Origin of the sequence: Haladaptatus sp. ZSTT2, assembly GCF_037081775.1 — an archaeon.
Taxonomy (GTDB): Archaea; Halobacteriota; Halobacteria; order Halobacteriales; family Halococcaceae; genus QDMS2.
Map to the genome: position 1 here is coordinate 793,971 of NZ_JBAMHQ010000001.1, position 14,656 is coordinate 808,626.

Here is a 14,656-nt window from a genome sequence, read left to right on the forward strand (position 1 = left end):
GTGAAACCCCCTATCAGTATGGGTCAAATAAGTGTCTCGATTTGTCGTGACTTACCAAACATCTGACTGGTATGTTTGTCATTCGAACATATGTGAAATGCACACACAGAACGAGTGTCAGAGCATGCCAAGACACCACAGGACACAAAATTGACAATCATATTATGATTGGGAATCGCAACCAGTGAATCTAGTGGTCAAATTACTTGGCAGAATGCAAATATTGCTCGAACCAACATTTGGATTCAGCGGTGTCCGGTGTGGTGGCGTCTGGAGCGTAAGTTACAGAGAAATAATTTCTGGAAAAAGAGAGATGTGTTCACCGCTGTGGGGTAGTGGTTCTGAGAAGGCGACGAGAATTGAAGCGTCAGGCTTCACCGTACACCGGCACCGCCGCGCCGCTCGTCACGTCCGCGGCGTCGCTGCAGAGGAACATGATGACGCGGGCGATTTCAGCGGGTTTGACCCATTTGTCGTGGTCTGAATCGGGCATCGCCTCGCGGTTTGCGGGCGTGTCGATGACGCTCGGCATGATGGCGTTTGCTCTGACGACTCCTTTGTTCTCCTCGGCGATGGTTTCGGTGAGCAGGCGCACGCCGGCTTTCGCGGCGCGGTAGGGGCCGTCGCCTGTGCCGCCTTCGAGTGAGGCGCGGGCGCTCGTGGAGACGATTGCGCCGTCCGTCTCTTTCAGGTGGGGAATCGCGTGTTTGCTGGCGAGGAACATCGTCTTCAGGTTGACGTTGAACAGCATGTCGAAGGTGTCCACGTCGGTTTCGTCGATGGGCGTCCCGCCGTTCCACGTTCCCGCGATGTTCACGAGGCAGTCGAGTTGCCCGTGGTCAGCGACGATTTTCGAGAAAGTCGATTCGACCGTTTTCTCGTCGGTGAAATCACCCTCGTAGAAGTGGACGCCCGCGACGAGCGTGCCCGATTCTGGTTCCACCACGTCCGCCGCACAGACGGTGGCTCCCTTTCTTGAAAATTCGTTTGCGACGGTGCTCCCGAGCGCGCCGCTCGCGCCGGTCACGACGACGACCCTCCCCGAAAAGTCGAACTCGACACTCATGGCTACTGGTTGGCGTGGAAACAGGATAAAGGTGGGCTGGTTACGGCGTGACGACGAGTTTCCCGAGGAAGCTCTCATCGAGGACGGCGTCGTGGGCCGCGGCGATCTCATCGAGCGGGTAGGTGTCGTAGACGAGCGGCGTGAGTTTGCCGCTGTCCATCAGCGTGCCGAGTCGTTTGAGGACGGTACCGACGTCGGGCGTGTTGAACATCGAGACGTGGTGCACCGAGAGCGCTTTCGCGCGGGCGGCGGGCACGCTCGGGAAGGTGGCTTGAGCTTCTTCGTTCCCGATAGCGACGATGCGTGCGCCCTTCGCCGCCACCTCGCAGTCGAGCGGGAGGTACTCGTCGAGGCGGTGGTCGAGAATCACGTCGGGTTTTCCTGCGTCTTCGATTGCTTCCTGTAAGTCGTCGCGGGCGTAGTTGAGCACTACATCCGCACCCAGTTCTTCGAGTGTGTCATGGTACTTCGGAGAGGCCGTGGTGACCACGCGTGCGCCGGTAGCACTCGCGATTTGGACGGCCATGTGGCCAACGCCGCCGCTGCCGCCGTGGATGAGCACCGTCTCTGCGGGTTCGAGATTTGCTGTTGCGATGAGTGACTGCCACGCGGTGACGCCGACGAGCGCGGCCCCGGCGGCTTCCGCGAACGAAACGGATTCGGGGAGCGGCGCGGCCATCTCGGTGGGGACGACGACGTACTCAGCACAGGTTCCCTGCAGCCAATTGCCGAGGGCGGTGGCGTAGATTTCGTCGCCTGCTTTGAACTCGGTGACGCCGTCGCCGACTGCGGTTACGACGCCCGCCACGTCGGAGCCGGGAATCCACGGCAGTGAGGCGGGCTTGTACGCCCCCTCGCGGAAGTAGGTGTCCACCGGGTTGATACCGGCGGCGTGGACGGCGACGAGCAGTTCTCCTTTGTCGGGTTCGGGACGCATGACCTCCTCGGTCTGGAGGACGTCCGACCCACCGTATTCGTGGTAACGTACAGCGCGCATGGCAACGTGAACGTGCGCACCGTGGAAAAGCGTGACCAATCAGGAGAACGGTTCGCTGTGTGCCCCAACCGTGTGAACTGCGCACAGTTCACGCAGATATTGCCACGCGGCGACGGTAGCGGCAATAACCGGCAGTCGGAATGAAAGGGATTTAAGCGACGTGTTCACACGCTAGTATACGTATGAAGCTGCACGAGTATCAAGCGAAGGATATCTTCGCAAACGCGGGGATTCCAACGCCAGACTCGGAGCTCGCAACCACCGTAGACGAGGTTGTTGAAGCTGCTGGGTCGCTTGGTTATCCCGTAGCGGTGAAGGCCCAAGTTCACGTCGGTGGTCGTGGCAAGGCCGGAGGCATCAAACTCGTTTCCGACGAAGACGAGGCACGAGAGGCTGCCGACGCAATTCTCGGCATGGACCTCAAAGGCTACACCGTCGAGAGCGTTCTCGTCGAGGAAGCCGTCGACTTCGTCGATGAACTCTACGTCGGCGTGACGATGGACCGCGGCGAGGGCAAGCCCGTGGCAATGGTCTCGACGAAAGGTGGGGTCAACATCGAAGAGGTCGCAGAAGAAACCCCTGAAGCCATCGCCCGCGAACACATCGACCCGGCGTTTGGCATGCACCCATACCAGGCCCGTCGCGCCGTCTACGGCGCTGGTGTGGACGCAGACGTCGCCCGACAGGTCTCCTCGATTCTCCAGACGCTGTTCCAGCTCTGGGACGACAAGGACGCGAGCGACATCGAAGTCAACCCGCTGATGGTCACCTCGGACAACGAGGTCATCGCGGCAGACGCCGTCATGAACATCGACGACGACGCGCTGTTCCGCCAGCCAGACCTCGCGGAACTCGAAGAAGAAGCCTACGAGGACGACTTAGAGCGCAAAGCCGGCGAGTACGGCTTTGACTACGTCCGTCTCTCCGGCAACGTCGGCATCATCGGCAACGGTGCGGGCCTCGTCATGACGACGCTCGACCTCGTTGACTACTACGGCGGCAAGCCAGCCAACTTCCTCGACATCGGTGGCGGGGCAAAGGCCGCCCGCGTGGCGAACGCACTGGACATGGTCTTTTCGGACCCGAACGTCGATTCGGTCGTCTTCAACATCTTCGGCGGCATCACCCGCGGCGACGAGGTGGCGAAGGGGATCAACGAAGCGCTCGAAAGCTTCGACGAGATTCCAAAGCCCGTCATCGTCCGACTCGCCGGGACGAACGCCAAAGAGGGCATGGAGATTCTGAACACCGACCTCGTGCAGGTCGAAGGCACGCTTGAATCGGCCGTCCAAGCGGCTGTTGCACGCGCAGAGGAGGTTCAATAATGAGTGTATTTGTCGATAAGGACACCCGCGTCGTCGTCCAAGGGATTACGGGCGGCGAAGGGAAGTTCCACACCGAACAGATGATGGAGTACGGGACGAACGTCGTTGCCGGTGCCGTGCCGGGCAAGGGCGGCCAAGAAGTGAGCGGCGTCCCCGTCTACGACACCGTGAGCGAAGCCGTCGAAGAAGAGGACGCAGACGCATCCGTCGTCTTCGTTCCACCGGCGTTCGCCGCAGACGCCATCTTCGAAGCACTCGACTCCGAACTCGACCTGGTCGTCGCCATCACCGAAGGCGTCCCAACCCAGGACATGGCGAAGGTGTACAAGCGCCTCTCCGAGGTTGACACCCGCCTCATCGGGCCAAACTGTCCCGGCCTCATCACGCCCGGCGAAGCCAAACTCGGCATCCTGCCCGGCAACATCTTCTCCGAGGGCAACGTCGGTCTCGTCTCCCGCTCGGGAACGCTCACCTACCAAGTCGTGGACAGCCTGACCCAGCGCGGCATTGGCCAGACCACGGCAATCGGCATCGGTGGCGACCCAATCATCGGCACGTCGTTCGTAGACGCCCTCGAAGCGTTCGAGAACGACCCCGAGACCGAAGCCGTCGTCATGTGCGGTGAAATCGGTGGCGAGGACGAAGAGGAAGCCGCCGCGTTCATCGCAGAGCACATGGATACGCCGGTCGCTGGCTTCATCGCCGGCCGCACCGCCCCACCAGGAAAGCGCATGGGCCACGCGGGCGCAATCGTCTCCGGGTCGGGGACGGGCACCGCAGAGTCAAAAATCAACGCGCTCAACGAGGCAGGCGCACCCGTCGGCGACACCCCTGAGGAAGTCGCAGACTACATCGAAGAGTTCCTCTAAACCACCGTACTCGTTTTTTGCGTTTTGCTCCGGAGCGGCCGCTCAGCGGGCGGTTGTCGAAAAAAATCGGTCTTATGCGGGCTTTTCTGCCATCGGCTTCTCCGCGCGTGCGGAGTAGAGCTGGTACGCGAAGTACAGCTCGTAGACGCCCGCGAGGCCGACGAGGAGATAGATGAGGTTCTCAAGCGTCGGAATCGAGCCGAAGATGAGGTTCACGACGTTCCAGTTGGCGTTGATGAAGCCCCCAATCCCGACGAGGCCCCAGTTAAGCGCACCCACGATAACGAGGATGAGCGACGCCCAGTCGAGAATGTTTGCTCTAATTCTGCCTTCATACTGCATGGTTTAACACCGAATAAAAGAACGCAGTCTGAGGAGAAAAAGATGTCTCGTAAGCGTACATGATTGTCAGGTATTATCGTATACACGAGCGTATTGGATTTAATGTAGGTGTGAGTCAGTAACACGCCAACAGTCGCTCGATTTACGCGGGCTATAACCCTCCGATTTTTGAGACACTCAGCAGGCGCTGAATAGGAGAAAGTATATCATAGAGCAGTTACCGATACCGTCGGTTAGGCTGGCAGATTTGTGAACTATCTGGGGCAGATGTGGCAGTTCATGAAAAATTTGACTGGCGCTGGCGGACGCCAGTCGGGGTGGCTAACCCATAGTACAGCTTGCACGACCATGTTGGTCTAGTGGTAATCGTTCCGCGGGGGTTGTTCCTACCAACCACCCCCACCGCAATCGGAGTTCGTTTCATGCATTACAACACCACCAAAGACGATGCAGGTAATAAAAGTTCGCTATAAGGACAATAATAGGTCGTTTTAGTATCGAAGGGGCCTAGTAAATCCCACTATTGGAAAACAAACATCCAAAATAACTCGCTGTAACTTCTCAAGAGTCGTTTTCTCCAAGTGTAGTGCTGCCAAAGGTTACACCTGACTGGTTTCTCCGTCGGGTACGGCGATGGACCACCGCACTCAATGAACGTGCCAACGAAAGAATCACACAATCAATCACGGCGGGACGGTAGAACGCGCACACACCCGCCGGGTGGTTTTCAGTCGGTGGCTCATTGTCCCGGTGATGACATCAGACACGTCCCTCTTCGACGAAATCTCTCTCGGCGCGCTCACACTCGACAACCGCGTCGGCCTCGCACCGATGACAAGGACGAGTGCGACCGAGGACGGAACCGCAACCGCTGAGATGGCTCGCTACTACGCCAAGTTCGCCCGCGGTGGCTTTTCGTTCCTCATCACCGAAGGCATCTACACCGACGAAGCCCACAGTCAAGGGTATCACAACCAGCCGGGGCTCGCAACCGACGAACAGGCCATCTCGTGGGAATCCGTCGTAGACGCCGTCCACGACGAGGACAGCGCCATCTTCGCCCAGTTGATGCACGCCGGGGCACAGGCGCAGGGCAACCGCTACACGGACGAGACCATCGCGCCCGCCGCCGTCCAGCCGAAAGGCGAGCAGAGTCCGCTCTACGGCGGCGAAGGCGAGTTCCCCGTGCCCCGTGAGATGACCCACGCAGACATCGAAGCGGTCACCGAAGGCTTCGTCGCCGCCGCACAGCGCGCCGAAGCCGCCGGGTTCGACGGCGTGGAAGTCCACAGCGCGAACGGCTACCTGCTCCACGCGTTCCTCTCTGCTGAGTACAACACGCGGGACGACGAGTACGGTGGCTCCGCGGAAAACCGGGTTCGCTTCACCCGCGACATCGTCGAAGCCGTCCAAGCAGCGACCGCAGACGAGTTCGGCGTTGGCGTCCGTATCTCACAGGCCATGGTGAGCGACGAAGAACACAAATGGGAAAACGGCGAGGACGACGCCGCCGTCTTCTTCGACGCCCTGAGCGAGGCGGGCGCAAACTACATCCACACGACCGACGGCGACGCGACCGCACCGACGTTCGGTGACGACGGGCCGACGCTCGCCGAAGCCGCCATCGAGCACGGTGACGCACCCGTCATCGCAAACGGTGGGCTTGGCGACCCCGAGACGGCTCGTTCCGTCATCGACTCGGGAGCCACACTCCTCACGCTCGGCACGAGCGCCCTCGCAAATCCAGACTGGCCAACGAAGGTCAAAAATAACGAAGCGCTCGACGATTTCGACTTCGAAAAGACGTTGCTGCCAAAAGCCACTATCAGCGACTTCGAAGTGCCAGCCCCCGCTGACGACTGAGGTCTACGTTTCGCCTTCCCACGGCGCAAACTCCGGATCGATTGCCCGGTCCCCTCCATCAAGCGCATCGATTCGGTCGAGGTCTTCGCTCCGCAAGTCGAGTGTAAGGCTCTCGTAATTCGCGCGGAGATGGGCTTCACTGCTCGATTTTGGAATTGCCGCAATCCCGTTTTCGCGCAGCCACGCGAGGCTGATTTGTGCTGGGGTGGCGTCGTACTTTGCGCCGATTTCTGCGAGTACCGGATGGTCGAGAAGCCGTCCACGGGCGAGCGGTGAATACGCAACGGGTTCGATATCGTGACCCACACCATAGATGCGGAGCGTGCGCTGTTGGAGCAACGGGTGGCACTCGATTTGATGCGCGAAAATCGGCGCGTCGAGGTGCGTGCGCGCCTCGTCTAAGAGGTCGGGTGTGAAATTCGAGACGCCGACATGGTCTGCAACGCCGGCGTCGGAAAGTTCGTCAAACGCCGCGAGCGTCTCTGCCGGTTCGTAGGCTCCCGCTGGCCAATGAACGTAGAGCAGGTCAACGTAGTCGAGGCCGAGGCGGTCGAGACTCTCGCGGGCGGTTTCGAGTACGTCGTCGTGTGCGAGGTTCGTGTGCCAAATTTTGGTGGCGACGAACAACTCCTCGCGCGGAATTTCAGCGCGGGCGATACCCTCCCCGACGGCCGTCTCGTTTTCGTAGTACTGCGCCGTGTCGATGTGGCGATAGCCGATGTCGAGAGCAGTTGCGACGACTTCGGTGGCGTCCGCCCCGTCCATCCCGGACGTGCCAAGCCCGAGCCGCGGTAGTTTTGGCTGGTCGGCCATATCGTGCATACCTCTCTGTGGGGCACTGAACGCAAAGAGAATTGGGGGACGACGGTGGGAAAACGCTCGCTTAGAACCCGAGGTCGTCGCGGACGAGCACGAGCGTCGTGCGCCCCTCGGTCGTCTCGCGGCGGAAGATGAGCTGCTTTGCAATCACGCTCCCGACGCCGTAGGCCTCCTGCGCACGGGCGTCTTCGAGTGGGTAGGCGACTTCTTCGAGTCGGTCGAGCGCCGCGGGCAAGTCCTCGACAATCTTGTTCACTCCGGCGACCAGCAGGAGGTTCTTCGCCGCAAATGGGTACGCCCCGATGCGACTCCCGGAGGCGTCTGCAGCGACCAACTCGCCCGTCTTGGCGATGGCGTTGACGCTCCCGAGGAAGTAGTCGGCCGTCTGTGCCTCGCGGCGGGCGTCGAATCGCGCTTCATCGTCCTCGATGGCGAAGACCTCGGCGTGGAGGTTCTGCCAGTCGTGGTCGCCTTCGTTCAGGTAGTCCATGAACCCGATTTCTTCGAGCGTCGTGGAGTGGCCGTCCATTACCGACGCGCCGGTCGGAATCTGGCCGATGAGTTCCTCGCGCGCTTCCTCGGCTGAGTCGACGACCACCACGTCGAACCCGCGCGCTTCTAAGTTCTCGACCGCCGCGTCAAGTTCCGCCTCGCTCGGGAGTTCGTCGAGTGATTCGTCGTACGATACCTCGTCCTCGTAATCGGCCTTTGTCTGTGACATGGTTGAGTAAGGGAGCGCCAGCGCATTTGCTCAGGAGCTGACACACCAGAGTTCCGTATCACCGGTATGGACGGAGCACACAAAAGCCCTCGCGGACATCGGTGTCAGCAGGTGACGCGAGTGTTAGTGGGGTCAGTTGGCTACAACACTGAAGACACATCGCTCCCGTCACTCACGCATGGGAATCTGTCCATACTGCGAAAACAGCGTCTCAGCCGTCGAAGAAGTCATCCAAGAAGGCCCCGTCCTCGTCTCCCAGTGGGTGTGCCCGAGTTGTAACTACATCCTCGGCGTGGCCGCGAGTGAAGGTGAGCGGTAGGTCGGAACAAGGTTTTTCTACGGAAGCCTATGGGTTTACGAACATACGTCAATCACCTGAAAACATTTAATCCCCACCCGAGTGCGAATCGTATGCGACTGAGAGACGTTCTGTTGCTCGCTGTCGTTGTCAGCACCGTCGCGTTCGCTGGGTGCACGGGGGCACAGGGTACCGCCTCCCCGACGACTGAACCGACCTCCACAACGGCGACGAAAACCACCGAAACAACCACGGAGTCCACATCCGACACGCCCGAATATGGCGACGAACTGCTGTCTCTCATGGAGGTCGATAACGCAACCGCGATGAAGGCGAATGCAAGCCAGCGAGCAAATTTCTCCGACCTTTACCAACGCGAGCAGGCAGTTTTCCTTGAAGCTTACAACTGTTCGTGTAATGTAGAACAGGAAATTTTCCGGTTCCACAGCGAACATCGATTCGACTACGTTCGCTTTAACGGACAGTGGTACTTTATTCGCGTTTCCATCGTCTGAGTAAGAACCCTGTCTCTGTCGTCAGCGATGTACCCGTAACCCGCGGTCAAAAATGGTCGATTGTGCTTCGCGGATTATCCCGCGATCAGAACGTTTCCGGCCATGGGCGCGGGAAGTCTTCCGAGAGTTGTGTGTTCCCTGGTGCTTCTGCTCCTTCTTCCGAAATGATGGGGCACAGAACCACAACGCCCAGCTTGGTGATGGTGACCAAGCCCGCATCCCGTGCGGCCCGTATGTCCGCAACATCATCAAAGAGCGCCTCCGGATAGTGCTCCGAGACGTACGGCGAGGCAGCGATATCGGCGACCGTAACTCCCGCCGCCGTGTTAACGAGATTGGCGTTCCAGTGGGGCGAGTAGCCGCGCTCGCCGGGAATGAACTCGACAACCTGTGCCTGCAACACTCGATCTCCACCGATGAGATAGATGTCGTTTTCTCCGCGTTCCGTGACTCCCTCCTCGAGACCTTGGTCGATGTAGTAAATCTCTTCTTCTTCGTACCAGCCGTTCGCTGTCCTGACGCCTCTGCTTGCCGCTGCGCTTCTGGTCGCAGTGACGCCGAGCGTGAGCGCCCCTGCGACCACGCCAGTTGTGCGCAAGAACGTGCGACGGCTCGAAGTATCCTGCCGCGTCGGTTGAGTCATTGTCTGTCTCCTACCCAATCAATAAGCTGGACAAAGGTTTCCTCGCCACCCTTATTGACTGGAGTTTAACATAGTTCCAGTAAACTAATAGCCATTTTCCAAAATTGCGCTATACTTAGACTCAAGTCTCTTCCAAATCTCACCTCAAAGCATCCCAGCGAAGGCAGTTGTGAGTGGCCAGCTCGTCACGACAGCAGTCGCTCGGTCATCCCCCATGTGCGGGGAACCGTAACTTGAGACCAATCGCAATGGGTGACACCGACTATACGCTGACCGAGACCGCTGATATGTTCCTCGAAGAAGTAAAAGCAGAGAAAGCAGACCAGACCTGCTTGAGACAGATACGTGGCAAACAGCTGCATGGCTGTTCCTGAATGCAAACTGGATACCCATTGCAGGCGTCCGTGTACTCGGTCTATCCGGATTCGGGTCGAGCGTGAATATTATTGATGCCACCGGTCAGCTCCGTACACTCTACGCCTTCCCGCCGATATTGATAACATTCGCCGCAGTTCTGACAGGCGATTCTCTTCCCTACACCGCCCGTCCAAGATACATCATTCAGAACTGTGCTTCGGTGATTATCGGAAATATCGGTGCGGCTATCGCGGTGATTATTGTATCAGGTGCTCGCCCATCTGTAGCGTTTGTCCTTCTCTTAGCGGGAATACTCGGTGGAGGATTACTTCTCGGTTCAAAAGTAGCAAACCGCCTCACTGATGTCCCTATTTTCGGTGTCACCACCCTCGGCGGCCTCGCGTTAATTGGACTTGCTACCATCGTCGGAGGCGTGACCGTCATTTCGGCACTCGCCCCGATTCTCCTCCTCGGAATTCTGGGGGTTCTGTTGGGGGCGATTCTACTGCTAACGGTGCGCTCCGTCTGAGCCCGTCACAAACGATTGTAGTCCCCCTTCTTGCTGAAAAAATCTTATTCAGAGCACTGGATGGTTCTGTTGAAACCTTCTTCGCTGATGGTTTGTCGAGACCGTGCTGAAAATAGAGCGCGAGTCGGTCACGAGCGAATGGTCTCGGTTGAGCCGATTGGGTCGCTCGCAATAGCGTAGCCACCGAACAGTCTCGGAGGGTGTTCGGGTGGACCAGAGATGCGACCCCACGGTGTAGGCGCGAGAGAGGAAAGACTCACCACCACTGACATCTGGAACCGCGTCGATCAATATCCACTCAAGTCGGAGCGATTTTACACGGTACGTGGATTGTACTCCTCTTTCCGGAGACTCAAAAGGGCATCTGTCGTGAGCACGGTTGAGTCTCGCCGAAACGCTTCAAAGCGCCCCTTGACCCACCCCACGACGCGCTCGTCGTCAGTCTCTACCAGACCGACGATGTTGTCTTCGTCGTCCTCAACGACGAGATATGCGACTCCATCGTTGATGCCAGCAGCGTACGAAATCTCTCCAGGAAAGATAGAAATCTCTGTTCGTTCGGACGCGACCATCTCCGTGAACTGGGATGCCCATTTCGACGACATCACTGTCGTGACGACTGAGGGCGTGAACACTGCCTCGAACCGCTGGGTTCCCGCCTCTATCGTCGCGCTGCGGGTGTCGATACACGGTTCGGGGAAATAGTCTGCGAAACACTGCGTCTCGGTGGTTCGCCGTTCGAACTCCCTGACGCGGGACATCACCGCCAACGGGTTGTTCTCGGTCGCCTGCGTGACCGTCGCGTCCGACAAGCACTCGATGCCGATCCCCATCTGGTCGAACGGGATCCACTGCCAGACGTCACGAATCGTTCGCTCTGTTTCGAATCGCTCTACAAGATTGAAGAATCCATCGGCGATTAGTTCACCGAGCAACGTCAGTTCGTATCGTCGATCGACGCGCTTGATCCAGGTTCGGCTGTCGAACTCGTTGAGGAGACGTCCGACCGTGGCGTTCGAGGCACCGGTTATTGTTCGGAGGTCATCGCGACTCTGGGGGCCCGCTGCCAGTGCACTGAGCGCGTTCACGCGGTGATCTGAACGAGCCAGAAATTCTATTTCTTCGACCGGTGCATTCATACTATTGACACGATGGCTGAGATATTACCCCTATCGATGTTACAGTTTTCTAATAAGTGTCGCTCGATGATACGCCAGTGTACCATCGGCTTCGGCTCTGCCATGTTATTCATCGACCCGCGTTACTGTTCGGATCCAGAGACAAACCTCGTAGTGAGAGTCGTGTCCGAAGCGAGTCGTCCGGGACTGGGACGTGGTCGTCGCGTATCCTTTTACCGCGCAGTCTGGCCCAGCCGCTGTTCCACCGCGGTCCGACGGGCTTCGGCCTCGGCGCGTATCGCGTCACGGTGTTCATCCCAGGAGGCGTACCTGGGGACGGGTGTCTTCCCAACCGGAACTTTGTTCTTAAGGTGGTTGCTGATTGTTGACATGCTTTCCCTCACTGATTGATCGCATCGATTCCTCTTGACGATGCTGAGTGATACTATTGCACGTACTGAAATCCGGTTGTTGCTTGACATCACCCCGTCGCCAGTACGAAACGTCCTTCGTTTGGGGGGTTGACCCGAATCTGCGCGATCCACCCTCTGTATGTTGCACTGTGCTTCTGACAGGACCTGAGTAGATTTCTACGGTCGTGCTGCATACACCCTCTGAGTGTTGCACGCCGCTTCTGACAGTGTCCGAGTAGGTTTGTGTGGTTGTGCTGAACTCAGCGCGCAAGTCGGTCACTGGAAAGACGGAGGCGTGGTTGTCGATAGGTCGGATGTTGCTGCCTGCCCCAGACAGCCCGTGAGGAGGACACTACACCCACTGCCCACAGAGGGCCCCGGAGTGTTCCTCTCATGGCGATCATGTCAGGAGGTTCAGGATAACGAATTACAGTCCGCTTTCGGATAGAAATATAATTCAGCTTACATTTATTCCCCACTGGGGCGTCGATAACGATGAGGAAAGATGACCAGAACCGATACAGCCGACCGAAGAAGCGAGGCCCAACAACCCGACGGTGTGTTGCGCCGTACCGTGTTGAAAGCCAGTGCCCTGACCATCGCAGCACTCGGGACAAGTGTCCCGGTTGCCGCCGATCCGATGGATCACGACGGCGAACCGGGAGACGACCGCAAGGTCGACAGTCCCGTGGGATTTTACGTCGAAGTCCTCGCCGGACACTCGACCTTCCCCGACGGGGTCGCCGCGAAGTTCCAGATGAAGTACAACGGTGCAAACGGAACTGTCGTTTCCAATTTGCCACGGGACGCGTCGACAACCGTCGTCGCCAAAGTGACGTGGGACCCAGAGGGTACCTCCGGATGGCACACCCACCCTGGACCAGTGATCGTCAGCGTCGTTGAAGGCGAACTCGAACTCATCAACGAGCGGGACTGCATCGTTCGGTCCTACTCGGCAGGCGAGGCTTTCATCGACCCCGGGCAGGGAAACGTCCATACCGCGTCTAATCCGAGCCAGAGCGACATTGCCGTGGCATACGCGACGTTCTTCGGTGTGCCCGACGGCGCGCCGCCGACGGTGTTCGTCCCACCGGTGAACTGCGAATAGCCACTCTACCGACGGCATGAACTGGCCGAGGTAATCGACCGGAAAAACATAGTTTTGTTGATAATTGTTATGATTCACCGGCCCCTATTGGTGTATCCTATGACCTCCGACGAAGAGCAGGAACACGAACTCACGCCGGATCGGGCTTTCGCTGTACTCGGCCACGAGACGCGACTCGCCATCCTGTTCGAACTCTGGAAACAACGCCGTCCCGACGAACACGTTCCCCAGCACCCGATGGCGTTCTCAGAGTTGCGAAAGTCCCTCGGGATGCGGGACGGGTCGCAGTTCAACTACCACCTCAAGCCCCTTCTGGGCCGGTTCGTTCACCAATCTGCGGATGGCTACATTCTCCGACGGGAGGGGCAGCGCGTGGTCAGCGCGATCCTCGCCGGGGCGTTCACCGACGAAGTCGTGTTCGACACGGTTCCGAACGACAAGCCGTGCGAAATCTGTGGGGGCCAGACCGTCTTCGAGTGCAACACCGACCTGACCCGTGGATACTTTGCGATCAGGTGCACCGAGTGCGAGGGAGCGTTCGGCGGCACTGGGTTCGATGGGGCATTGAGCCTGACCGACTCGCTCTCGCCGGTCGGCACGCGCAGCCGGGATCCGGAAGAATTCTACCGGGCTTTGGATGTCATGGTGAAACACCAAATCATGTCCGCAGTGGAGGGTGTCTGTCCCGACTGCACCGGAACCACGAGTGCGACGCCCAAGGTCTGTGAAGACCACCACGTCGAACCGGGCCGTCGCTGTGAGTCGTGTGACACCATCTTCGAGGTCCAGTACGACATCGTGTGTGATGTCTGTCAACAGATGATCGGTATTCCGAGCAACCGGTGTCTACTCACCGAGCCGCGAGTGCTCGTGTTTCTCGACGATCATGGCTACGACCCCTGGTACGACTGGCTCCTGATCGAACTCGAACTGGTCCAACGCCAGACGGTCCGCTCCGAGGATCCGTTCGAACTGGAGATGGTCCTCGAGGCCGACGGGGACCGGCTGGTCGCAACCCTCGACGAGAAGGGTGTTGTCACTACTCTCCACACGGGTGCCTCGATCGGCGTGTAGAATGTCGTGAGGAGCGGCCCGGTTGATGCTATTCTCTGTCTGTCTTAGCTAGACGAGAGGGCCGGTGTGACTGACTTGCGCTTTATATTCAGCACACTGTTTCTCTCAGGTTCCGATGATTTCAAAAGACCCCTCTGATTGCTTTCGCCCGGATTCAGTATTCAGGCACAAGATAGGGAATATTCTCGTGATTTGAACCGCTAACTTCCGCTGTGCAGAAGCGTCTATTCTACCATTGTTTATCTCTAGGAGGCCGCCATCTACAGGTTCAACCGAGCGAAGCGGGAAAGTGGGTCGGGGCGGATTTGAACCTCGGTCGCTTCGCTCCGCTCCGTTCCCTGCTTCAAATCCTTAGTAACAATGTTCACGACGCTGACCGCTCGCTTCGCTCGCGGAAGTTGCGTCGTGAAAATGGGTCGGGGCGGATTTGAACCTCGGTCGCTTCACTTCGTTTCGCTCCTTGATTCAAACCGCCCGCTCGTCACGACAGTAGTCGCTCGCGAGTTTGCTCGCGACAGAAGTAGTGGGTCGGGGCGGATTTGAACCGCCGACTTCCTCCGTGTGAAGGAGGTATCATAACCAGCCTAGATCACCAACCC

General features: G+C 58.6%; 15 protein-coding genes and 1 tRNA gene. 8 read left to right on the plus strand and 8 right to left on the minus strand.

Annotated elements, in window-relative coordinates; genetic code table 11:
• Positions 1–367 precede the first annotated feature (367 nt).
• Complete coding sequence (locus V5N13_RS04340; RefSeq protein WP_336359759.1) at positions 368–1,066, minus strand: SDR family oxidoreductase; 699 nt, start codon at positions 1,064–1,066, stop codon at positions 368–370.
• Positions 1,067–1,106: 40 nt separating this feature from the next.
• The gene (locus V5N13_RS04345) at positions 1,107–2,063 is read right to left on the minus strand and encodes an NADPH:quinone reductase (protein WP_336359760.1); all 957 of its coding nucleotides are present in this window, start codon (positions 2,061–2,063) and stop codon (positions 1,107–1,109) included.
• A 182-nt stretch (positions 2,064–2,245) separates the two neighbouring features.
• Between V5N13_RS04345 and sucC the strand changes: the two genes are divergently transcribed.
• Together sucC and sucD are read left to right on the plus strand one after the other, a co-directional pair.
• On the plus strand, positions 2,246–3,388 hold the full coding sequence (gene sucC / locus V5N13_RS04350) for an ADP-forming succinate--CoA ligase subunit beta (RefSeq protein WP_336359761.1): 1,143 nt from the start codon (positions 2,246–2,248) through the stop codon (positions 3,386–3,388).
• A complete protein-coding gene (gene sucD / locus V5N13_RS04355; protein WP_332899613.1) occupies positions 3,388–4,257 on the plus strand; it encodes a succinate--CoA ligase subunit alpha in 870 nt (289 codons plus the stop codon). Before sucC ends, sucD begins: the two co-directional genes overlap by 1 nt.
• A 72-nt stretch (positions 4,258–4,329) precedes the next feature.
• Here sucD and V5N13_RS04360 read toward each other — a convergent pair whose 3' ends face one another.
• On the minus strand, positions 4,330–4,599 hold the full coding sequence (locus V5N13_RS04360; RefSeq protein WP_336359762.1) for a DUF378 domain-containing protein: 270 nt from the start codon (positions 4,597–4,599) through the stop codon (positions 4,330–4,332).
• A gap of 753 nt (positions 4,600–5,352) precedes the next feature.
• Here V5N13_RS04360 and V5N13_RS04365 point away from each other — a divergent pair.
• Complete coding sequence (locus V5N13_RS04365; protein ID WP_336359763.1) at positions 5,353–6,462, plus strand: NADH:flavin oxidoreductase; 1,110 nt, start codon at positions 5,353–5,355, stop codon at positions 6,460–6,462.
• Positions 6,463–6,465: 3 nt separating this feature from the next.
• Here V5N13_RS04365 and V5N13_RS04370 read toward each other — a convergent pair whose 3' ends face one another.
• Together V5N13_RS04370 and V5N13_RS04375 are read right to left on the minus strand one after the other, a co-directional pair.
• Positions 6,466–7,284 carry an aldo/keto reductase gene (locus tag V5N13_RS04370; protein ID WP_336359764.1) on the minus strand — a complete coding sequence of 273 codons (819 nt, stop codon included), beginning with the start codon at positions 7,282–7,284 and terminating at the stop codon, positions 6,466–6,468.
• Positions 7,285–7,345: 61 nt separating this feature from the next.
• A complete protein-coding gene (locus V5N13_RS04375; protein ID WP_336359765.1) occupies positions 7,346–8,002 on the minus strand; it encodes a lactate utilization protein in 657 nt (218 codons plus the stop codon).
• A 178-nt stretch (positions 8,003–8,180) separates the two neighbouring features.
• Between V5N13_RS04375 and V5N13_RS04380 the strand changes: the two genes are divergently transcribed.
• Together V5N13_RS04380 and V5N13_RS04385 are read left to right on the plus strand one after the other, a co-directional pair.
• A complete protein-coding gene (locus tag V5N13_RS04380; protein ID WP_332899618.1) occupies positions 8,181–8,321 on the plus strand; it encodes a hypothetical protein in 141 nt (46 codons plus the stop codon).
• Between the two features lie 92 nt (positions 8,322–8,413).
• Positions 8,414–8,815 carry a hypothetical protein gene (locus V5N13_RS04385; protein WP_336359766.1) on the plus strand — a complete coding sequence of 134 codons (402 nt, stop codon included), beginning with the start codon at positions 8,414–8,416 and terminating at the stop codon, positions 8,813–8,815.
• An 85-nt stretch (positions 8,816–8,900) separates the two neighbouring features.
• Here the strand turns inward: V5N13_RS04385 and V5N13_RS04390 are convergent, their stop codons facing one another.
• Positions 8,901–9,458, minus strand: coding sequence for a hypothetical protein (locus V5N13_RS04390; protein WP_336359767.1), 558 nt, complete (start codon positions 9,456–9,458; stop codon positions 8,901–8,903).
• A gap of 436 nt (positions 9,459–9,894) precedes the next feature.
• Here V5N13_RS04390 and V5N13_RS04395 point away from each other — a divergent pair, with 436 nt between their 5' ends.
• Positions 9,895–10,344 (plus strand): hypothetical protein, encoded by a 450-nt coding sequence (locus V5N13_RS04395; RefSeq protein WP_336359768.1) that lies wholly within the window; start codon positions 9,895–9,897, stop codon positions 10,342–10,344.
• Between the two features lie 314 nt (positions 10,345–10,658).
• Here the strand turns inward: V5N13_RS04395 and V5N13_RS04400 are convergent, their stop codons facing one another.
• Positions 10,659–11,483 carry a helix-turn-helix transcriptional regulator gene (locus V5N13_RS04400; protein ID WP_336359769.1) on the minus strand — a complete coding sequence of 275 codons (825 nt, stop codon included), beginning with the start codon at positions 11,481–11,483 and terminating at the stop codon, positions 10,659–10,661.
• Between the two features lie 897 nt (positions 11,484–12,380).
• On the opposite strand from V5N13_RS04400, the gene V5N13_RS04405 reads away from it, so the two are divergent.
• Positions 12,381–12,983, plus strand: coding sequence for a cupin domain-containing protein (locus V5N13_RS04405; protein ID WP_336359770.1), 603 nt, complete (start codon positions 12,381–12,383; stop codon positions 12,981–12,983).
• Positions 12,984–13,082: 99 nt separating this feature from the next.
• Complete coding sequence (locus V5N13_RS04410) at positions 13,083–14,057, plus strand: DUF7351 domain-containing protein (protein ID WP_336359771.1); 975 nt, start codon at positions 13,083–13,085, stop codon at positions 14,055–14,057.
• Positions 14,058–14,581: 524 nt separating this feature from the next.
• Here the strand turns inward: V5N13_RS04410 and V5N13_RS04415 are convergent.
• Positions 14,582–14,656: transfer RNA gene (locus V5N13_RS04415), tRNA-Val, on the minus strand.

Bases quoted from the DNA above. Each gene is read 5' to 3' on its own strand.
- V5N13_RS04340 (WP_336359759.1), bottom strand. From the start codon at position 1,066: ATGAGTGTCGAGTTCGACTTTTCGGGGAGGGTCGTCGTCGTGACCGGC.
- V5N13_RS04370 (WP_336359764.1), bottom strand. From the start codon at position 7,284: ATGCACGATATGGCCGACCAGCCAAAACTACCGCGGCTCGGGCTTGGC.
- V5N13_RS04365 (WP_336359763.1), top strand. From the start codon at position 5,353: ATGACATCAGACACGTCCCTCTTCGACGAAATCTCTCTCGGCGCGCTC.
- V5N13_RS04390 (WP_336359767.1), bottom strand. From the start codon at position 9,458: ATGACTCAACCGACGCGGCAGGATACTTCGAGCCGTCGCACGTTCTTG.
- V5N13_RS04400 (WP_336359769.1), bottom strand. From the start codon at position 11,483: ATGAATGCACCGGTCGAAGAAATAGAATTTCTGGCTCGTTCAGATCAC.
- V5N13_RS04360 (WP_336359762.1), bottom strand. From the start codon at position 4,599: ATGCAGTATGAAGGCAGAATTAGAGCAAACATTCTCGACTGGGCGTCG.
- V5N13_RS04410 (WP_336359771.1), top strand. From the start codon at position 13,083: ATGACCTCCGACGAAGAGCAGGAACACGAACTCACGCCGGATCGGGCT.
- V5N13_RS04380 (WP_332899618.1), top strand. From the start codon at position 8,181: ATGGGAATCTGTCCATACTGCGAAAACAGCGTCTCAGCCGTCGAAGAA.
- sucD (WP_332899613.1), top strand. From the start codon at position 3,388: ATGAGTGTATTTGTCGATAAGGACACCCGCGTCGTCGTCCAAGGGATT.
- V5N13_RS04405 (WP_336359770.1), top strand. From the start codon at position 12,381: ATGACCAGAACCGATACAGCCGACCGAAGAAGCGAGGCCCAACAACCC.
- V5N13_RS04385 (WP_336359766.1), top strand. From the start codon at position 8,414: ATGCGACTGAGAGACGTTCTGTTGCTCGCTGTCGTTGTCAGCACCGTC.
- V5N13_RS04345 (WP_336359760.1), bottom strand. From the start codon at position 2,063: ATGCGCGCTGTACGTTACCACGAATACGGTGGGTCGGACGTCCTCCAG.
- V5N13_RS04375 (WP_336359765.1), bottom strand. From the start codon at position 8,002: ATGTCACAGACAAAGGCCGATTACGAGGACGAGGTATCGTACGACGAA.
- sucC (WP_336359761.1), top strand. From the start codon at position 2,246: ATGAAGCTGCACGAGTATCAAGCGAAGGATATCTTCGCAAACGCGGGG.